The following is a 7,297-nucleotide window of genomic DNA, read 5'->3' as shown; positions in this document are numbered from 1 at the left end:
TTTGCTTTCTAACACAATGTTCTTTTACTTTTCATTCGATTTCTGTGATATTTTCTTATTCATTATCCATTGGCTATAAGTATAATAATTTTCTTTTCCAACAAGTTCCATTAAAAATTCTTTAAAAGTCTGATCTATAGGAATCGTCACAAAGAAAAATAACCGCTTTCTTGGTCTTGAACAACAAACATAAAACAAATTACGATTTCGTTCAAAAGAAATCTGCTTCCCACTCGGAATGGAAGCCTTTCCAGTTATCATAGGTGCATATGTTTCAAACTGGTACATATTCCAGCCCCTACTAATGACAAAAATAACATTGTCATATTCTTCTCCTTTGACTCCATGTTCTGTGGAAAATAACGCTTCAGGATATAAAAATTCTATTGCCGAAATGAATTGCGTATAATCCAACTCCAAAAATGCTTGAATTGACGCATTAGATGAATATATTGTTCCCGGTGCATTACGATACAAATGATACCATCCATCCAATTTAGGTGGAAAAGGAATTAATTTTGTTTCATTTATAACCTCAATAACATCAATTGCTCTTTTCTCTCTTGCTTCTCGTAATTTCTCTTGAAAAATTTTCCACTTCTCTTTCTCCGATTTTTTAGTAATTGGATATCTCTTAATTCCTAAAGTATCAAAAAGCAACTGCATATTTAATGTTTCTAATGCATGGTAAATTGGTTCAACGGTGTCCATAAAAAACAAAAGAAAGGGATCTTCCTTGTCACGTAAACCATCGTTAATGATACTTAAAAGTCGTTCATATCCCTGTTGTGCAGCCAATACTTTATGTGTAATCATTAAAATTTTTAATGTATCAGAATCCGCTGTATTTTGTTTTATTTCTTCGAAGATTTTATTTAAACGTATTTTTAACTCTTCTGGTGGCAATTCGCCTTGAAAATTACGATCAGTACGACGTTCTCCGTCATAATCCTCACATGTGATTACAACTACTTCACCCTGAAAGTTATCTATCGCAGATGTTTGTGGCAAATCTGGTCGTATATCATTCAAAAGTTGAACAATTCTTGGAGAAGATCTAAAATTTGCACCTTTTTTTATCACTTCTAAATTTTTATGTTCTATAATCCCACAAGCTTTATTTGACTGATAAATAGTTTGCCACGCATCTCCGAAAAAAGCAAATTGTGGAGATTTCTTTTCAGCAATAAAATATTTAATAAAGCGTTCGATAATCGGTTTATATGAGTCTTGATATTCATCAATCAGAATCAAAGGATATTTATCAGAAAATACACGTCTAAATTTCGCATTATCCAATAGTTTACAAAACAGCTTAAGAACATCATCATGATAAAGGTACTGAACTCCATTTTCCTTATATCGATGTCCTAAAGTATATGTAACTTCATTAACCTTAAAAAAGTCACTTTCATCTGGTAAAAAATCAGGGTCTGTTGTTACAACATCCACAAGATAGCTTTGATATTGTTTGATTGCATTCCAAGCAAACGAATGAATTGTAGATGGAATAATAAATGAATCTTTTGATAATCTTTCTGTGATTACCTCTACAGCAGCGTTCGTATATGTAATACAAACTACATTTTGCTTTTTTCGACTATATTTAGACCACATATTTTCTTGTATCCATTCAATGACTCTATTAAGCGAATAAGTCTTTCCTGACCCCGCACCTGCTTCAACACGAAAACTATGTCCATCCCGTAATGCTTCAATAATTTTCTCGTCTACTTTATCAGCTTCAGCTTTTGCTAATTCATAATTTGCACCATGATAATTTTCACACATAATCCATCATCCTTTTTATTCAAGTACCTTTTGGTTATTAAGCCATATTAATCCAGATCTAATGTATGTCGGAATGTTATAATCAGTACACTCATAAATAAGTTTAAGTGCAAAATCTGTTTTACATTTTCCAGAAAACTCCAGATCATCTTCGGTCGGGCTATCACTTAATCCATAATGTGAACGATTGACATTCCGAATAGCTTCTTCTAAAGAATGTCCACATAATTCATTCTCTTTTGTTTGGAATTCAATATGACATTTTCCTCTGGTTTTATCGTCAGAAGACATTGATATTATATCTGCCAAATCAATTTGGGTTTTGTCATCGTTCGACAACCCTTTATTCTTTCGAACCCACCATTTTAAAGTTTCATTAGATGTTGTTTCACCACACGAAACCGGAACAGATTTATAATATATTTGTCCATTTTTACCTTCTTGCCCCAATACAGAATCTACATCCGTAAGTATAAGACACGGAATACCTAAAAACTCAATAAATGGAATAAACTTATAAGCATACGCACCACCTATTTCAATTATAGTATAATATTGAGCTGGTAATTTATATTTCTGTGAACTAAAATCTCCTGACTTATTGCACTTATCTATCATATCAGGTATTAATAACCGTTCTGATGCTCCTTCAACCAAAATTGCTTTATCCGCAAAAAACAAATCACATTTGGTTAATGTAAGATATTTTCTAATAAAATCACTATTATCTGGATTTTCCTGTGCAAATGAATTTAAATTTCTATAAATAACTCCTTCTTTTGTTTTTTGTGCATATCGAACTTTTGAGAAAGCCATAGTATTAGCAACTTGAGCAGAATGTGAAGTTAAAAGAGTCTGAATTCCTACAGAAGTAATTTTCCCAAGAAACGCTTCTAAATATTCCGCAAAAGCATGCTGCATCTGTGGATGCATATGAGATTCCGGTTCCTCAATAAAAAGTAATGGTATACAAGCATTTCCGCACTTTTCTATCTTCTTCGCAAATGCCGCAAGAAGAAACTCCATTTTAATTAGATTTTTATAGCCCAATCCATTATATGTACCTGGAAGACATTCATTACTTGTACCTACTGTGTATGAAAGCTGAGTTTGATTTTTTATCTGATCATCAATACTTAATTGAGTAGTAACTCCTAGTTGAAGTTCTTCTCCGTTTGGATACCCAAACCCAACCGAATCATTTACAAGTGAACTTAAAATGCTATCACTTTGTTTCTGAACATTTTTATTTGCTTTCTCAACAATAGCACGCAACTCCTTGACTTTTTCTGCAACACTTGGATCCAGTTCTTCTTCATTCATTTCGAAAAATTCTGAAATAAGCGAAGAAAGAGAACTATTCTGTGTTCCATCCTCTCCAAGGAGACGTTCTGCCGGAATAATATGAAATGGGAAAAGTTCTTCCAATTCTTTATGTTTCTTTATTTGTGTTTCCTTTGGATTTTTAGGATTCACTGCATAAATTACTAATTCAAAAAGTTTTGAAAAATTAGTACTGATAACATCCCGAGCCTCATCTGATGGTACAAAAACACCATTTGGGTAATAGCTTTCTTCCAATGTTCTCCATAACACTTTTTCATCTGGCTTTAACCGAAATTCCACACGAATTAATGCAGTGGTAGTATCTACATCCACATCTATAATAAAAGGCGATAGTGCCCCTAAATTATCCTCTAAATCTTCTAAAGAATAATCTACAAAGAACTCTATAGATATTGGTTCTAATTGCTCACATAACGATTCAAAAGAAATTTCTTTTGCCATAAATGAAGCTATTATTTCATACAATGTTTTTCTTTTAACCAACGGATAGTCATCAAAGGAAAACGGATGTCCATTCAACACATTTTCTATACATGCCAAACATGATGTCTTAGCTGTATTATTTCGACCAACAATTAACGTAGTCTTAGCATCAACTTCTAATTCAGCATCTATAAGCAATCTGTAGTTTTTTATTTTTATTTTCGATATATACATATTTGCATCCTTTCCACTGATACACGCAGAAGTAATCTGTGTACTATCTTTATCCCGAAATACCTTTTATATCATTTACAAAAATATTTTTCTATTTACTCCATCCCTCTATGTAGTACTGATGAATGCAATCAATTTGACCATTAAAACTGCCATCCTGCACCAAATAATTTTCCAACACATTCCAAACTACAACAAATGCATTATGTGTAGGCGGAAAAATATCTGCCGTTGTATAACCAACATATCTTTTTACTTCAAAACCAAAATCATACACTAATGAATACATATAATCATTAGAATTTATTCGATATGTTATGTTGTTTACACCTGCACTTTTTGCGTTATACCAATCTAAAAATTCTGATGATAAATACGCACGTTCCCCATAATAATGTATTCTTCCTTCTTTTCCCCATGCCCCTTGATTATCATTACTTTCAAAGTGAAGTTCTATCAATCCTGAATCATTTATATTCCTATAATGCAACCTATTTGCCAAATACCCAAGAGCAAACGCAAATGCTTCCCATGAGCTGTATCTTATTCCTGAATGTTTCCAACGTGGATTATATGTTGTATAATCTAATGTAATCATAATATTTCTCCTATCATCATTTTTTATCTTCTACAATTTGTCTAAGTTCCTCTACTGAAACCATATAATTTCTAAACCTATGTAGCATCCTATGGCAATTTGAACATACACATATTAAATCTGTTGCAGGATTTACCACAACTTCTTCATTTAAATCGGAAAGCGGTTTAATATGATGAACTTCTATATACCCTTTGCCTAATTCTCCATATTTCTTTTCAAAATCGAAACCACATATCATGCATTTTGTTCCATGTATACGTATTGCTTCTTCTCGATTTTGAACACTTCGTTCATACTTTGTTGTGTAGTAAACAGTTTTCTTCCCCTCTGTGCGTGGCTGCGATTCTTCCTGCTTCGTTTCTTCTGTCAAATTAATATCATTTGCAGATATATTTCTCACTCTCTTAACTACTTCACAATTCCAATGATATCCTCGATAAAAATCTTTTTCATATTCTTTTGGCACTGTTCCCAAAACTTTTTCAAGAGACTCTTTGTATAACCATTTAGTAAAATCACTTCCTGTGGGATCAACTTCCTTGGTGAAATAATGATTTTCTTTTAGGTTTTTTACATATTTTGTTTCGCTAATTCTTCCATCTAAACTTGTCTCAAATGCTTTCATTAAGGGTTCTGGTATAGAACTAATATCCACATTTCTTAATAATAATCTCCCTTGTGGTGCCCATGCTCCAGATTTATCATTACTTTCCGTATAAACCCTTATATACTCTTCATCTTTTGCCAGAAATCCTAGTACTTCATAATACTCTCTCTCATCAGCAAATTTTAAAACATTACCCCAATCTAATTTCATAAACATACCTATCCTCTGATTCCTAATTCTTTTGCAATTCTCTTTACCTGCAATATGAAACTATCGCTTTTTCGTTCGTCTGTCATTTCTTTTGTTGTAGTCACCGACCATCTATAAATCTGTTCTATACTGCCATATCCCCTTTTAAATAACCTAGCATATTTCACACAATTTTCTTTTGTAGGTGCGTCAGACAAAATAATTTTCAGTTCTTCATCTGTCCATTTACTACCTTTATTGGAAGTATCACGCTTTTCTTCATTATCCTTTTCGTAATCCACTAATAAATTATGCACAAGTATCATTTTATCGTCATATGACATTCCATCCACAACATTATTCAATGTCTCAAACAATGTTTCCTTAAATTCTTTTCGTTTCATTTCGTATCCTCACTAATAATATTTTTCAATCTTATTTAGCAATCCGTCAAAATCCATCTCCTGCACTTCAAAGAATTCATCTGTTTCTAAGCCTGTATTCAATACATTTTGATACAGATAAAAATCGTATATTACAGGTTCATTCTTATGCCCAATTAAATTGTCTCTTATTGAACCAGTCTTTGCAATTAAACATAAATATTGGTATGCCCGATCAATATACTGAGTATTATTATTTGGATGCGCATAAGTAAAATGTTGTGTAGGAGTTAATGCAATCAGATTTTCTAAATAATCTGCAATCTGTGGATATTCATTGGCAGGAAAATATGATGCATCTGAGTTGCCGGATCATCTATGTGTCGCTCATCATACACTTCCGTTTTACTATTACGATATACATCATTAAATCTACGAAGATTTCTCTTGGCTCTGTTTATACGATATGTGGTCATATAGTCTTCATCTGGTTTTGGCAATGTAACTTCATAATCTACTCTAGTCATATCTTTAGGCTTCTCCGATAATATATCTCGCCAATTTCTCTGGTTATACATAATTTTATCTTGAGTAATAATATCTTTTGAAATATGACCTCTTTCAGTTCCACACTTTTTGTATTTACATGCTAAGGGATTTAACACTTTTGTAAAAATACGCCCACATTCCTTTGCACCATTAATAGGTGTATTTTGTATAGTAAACGATGTATAATGAATCTTTTAATTCTTTGAAACTATTCTTATCTTGTAAACGAAAAAATACTCAAACAATTCTATAAATCCCACTATCTCTGAGCACTTTTTCAATATAAAGACAAAGAAAATTATAGCAGTTTCGTTCTCTAAAGCTTATATATTCTAATAAATCCTGATTGACTATAGAATAAACATACCCATGTCCACTTTTCTCTCCATGAATTATTCCAGCAGCATCTAATAATTTTATCGGCTGACCAAAATACTTATCATATTCATTGGATGCCTTTTCTGTTGGATTTGGCTTGCTAAATATCTGTTGTACATTATCTACTGTATAATCATTGTACCAAATATCATTTACAGTAAAGCTTTTTCTGTTTCTACCACTTGTATATTCAACAATACAGTCTGATACCAGACACACAACGTCCATTGTGCATTTTTGATCTATCCAACGACCATTATGTGTCTTTCTAATATCATAATCATGTTCATCTAAAAACTCTTGTATAGTTGCATTATCCATTACAGCACTCCTTTAGTACACCATAGAAAAAAACACTTGTCGCATCTACATTTAAAGAACGTGTCTGGTAATTTCTCGCTATTTGATAAAATTTTCTATATTCATCAGACGAAAAATATTCCATCTGTTTCTCTGTTAAATGAATATCCTCTTTTGGAATTAACACAGCTACAGAACCATTTACAACAACATTCTTTGTATTACGCATTACTCTTGGTTTATATGTCATATTGGGTGTTAAATATACATTTTGATTACCAACATACTTATAAGCACTCAAAGCCTCCACTGTTTCCTTTTTAATATAAGAATCATATCCTGGTATATCAACTATTTCTTTTCCATCATCACTTATATTTCTTGACTTACCAACATACTTATAAGCACTCAAAGCCTCCACTGTTTCCTTTTTAATATAAGAATCATATCCTGGTATATCAACTATTTCTTTTCCATCATCACTTATATTTCTTG

Annotated in this window: 7 protein-coding genes; all 7 read right to left on the bottom strand. The window is 32.1% G+C overall.

Annotated features, from left to right (window positions below):
- Positions 1–24: 24 nt before the first annotated feature.
- Positions 25–1,791 carry a UvrD-helicase domain-containing protein gene (locus tag DXA55_RS16545; protein WP_117804160.1) on the bottom strand — a complete coding sequence of 589 codons (1,767 nt, stop codon included), beginning with the start codon at positions 1,789–1,791 and terminating at the stop codon, positions 25–27.
- 15 nt (positions 1,792–1,806) lie between these two features.
- Complete coding sequence (locus DXA55_RS16540; protein ID WP_117804159.1) at positions 1,807–3,795, bottom strand: ATP-dependent nuclease; 1,989 nt, start codon at positions 3,793–3,795, stop codon at positions 1,807–1,809.
- A gap of 91 nt (positions 3,796–3,886) precedes the next feature.
- Positions 3,887–4,393, bottom strand: coding sequence for a hypothetical protein (locus DXA55_RS16535; protein ID WP_055280112.1), 507 nt, complete (start codon positions 4,391–4,393; stop codon positions 3,887–3,889).
- A 16-nt stretch (positions 4,394–4,409) separates the two neighbouring features.
- A complete protein-coding gene (locus DXA55_RS16530) occupies positions 4,410–5,213 on the bottom strand; it encodes an HNH endonuclease (RefSeq protein ID WP_227094043.1) in 804 nt (267 codons plus the stop codon).
- Positions 5,214–5,221: 8 nt separating this feature from the next.
- On the bottom strand, positions 5,222–5,596 hold the full coding sequence (locus DXA55_RS16525) for a hypothetical protein (protein WP_055280113.1): 375 nt from the start codon (positions 5,594–5,596) through the stop codon (positions 5,222–5,224).
- Positions 5,597–6,361: 765 nt separating this feature from the next.
- Complete coding sequence (locus tag DXA55_RS17400) at positions 6,362–6,823, bottom strand: hypothetical protein (RefSeq protein WP_199605864.1); 462 nt, start codon at positions 6,821–6,823, stop codon at positions 6,362–6,364.
- Positions 6,816–7,297 (bottom strand): hypothetical protein (locus DXA55_RS16515; protein WP_330415364.1); only part of this gene is annotated, 482 nt, incomplete at its 5' end. The genes DXA55_RS17400 and DXA55_RS16515, both read right to left, overlap by 8 nt.

It is taken from the genome of Blautia sp. OF03-13 (genome assembly GCF_003460685.1).
GTDB classification, from domain to species: domain Bacteria; phylum Bacillota; class Clostridia; order Lachnospirales; family Lachnospiraceae; genus Fusicatenibacter; species Fusicatenibacter saccharivorans.
The sequence above is the reverse complement of the archived record's forward strand: the minus strand, read 5'-3'. Positions and strand labels throughout refer to the sequence as shown.

Bases quoted from the DNA above. Each gene is read 5' to 3' on its own strand.
- DXA55_RS16545 (WP_117804160.1), bottom strand. From the start codon at position 1,791: ATGTGTGAAAATTATCATGGTGCAAATTATGAATTAGCAAAAGCTGAA.
- DXA55_RS16540 (WP_117804159.1), bottom strand. From the start codon at position 3,795: ATGTATATATCGAAAATAAAAATAAAAAACTACAGATTGCTTATAGAT.
- DXA55_RS16535 (WP_055280112.1), bottom strand. From the start codon at position 4,393: ATGATTACATTAGATTATACAACATATAATCCACGTTGGAAACATTCA.
- DXA55_RS16530 (WP_227094043.1), bottom strand. From the start codon at position 5,213: ATGAAATTAGATTGGGGTAATGTTTTAAAATTTGCTGATGAGAGAGAG.
- DXA55_RS16525 (WP_055280113.1), bottom strand. From the start codon at position 5,596: ATGAAACGAAAAGAATTTAAGGAAACATTGTTTGAGACATTGAATAAT.
- DXA55_RS17400 (WP_199605864.1), bottom strand. From the start codon at position 6,823: ATGGATAATGCAACTATACAAGAGTTTTTAGATGAACATGATTATGAT.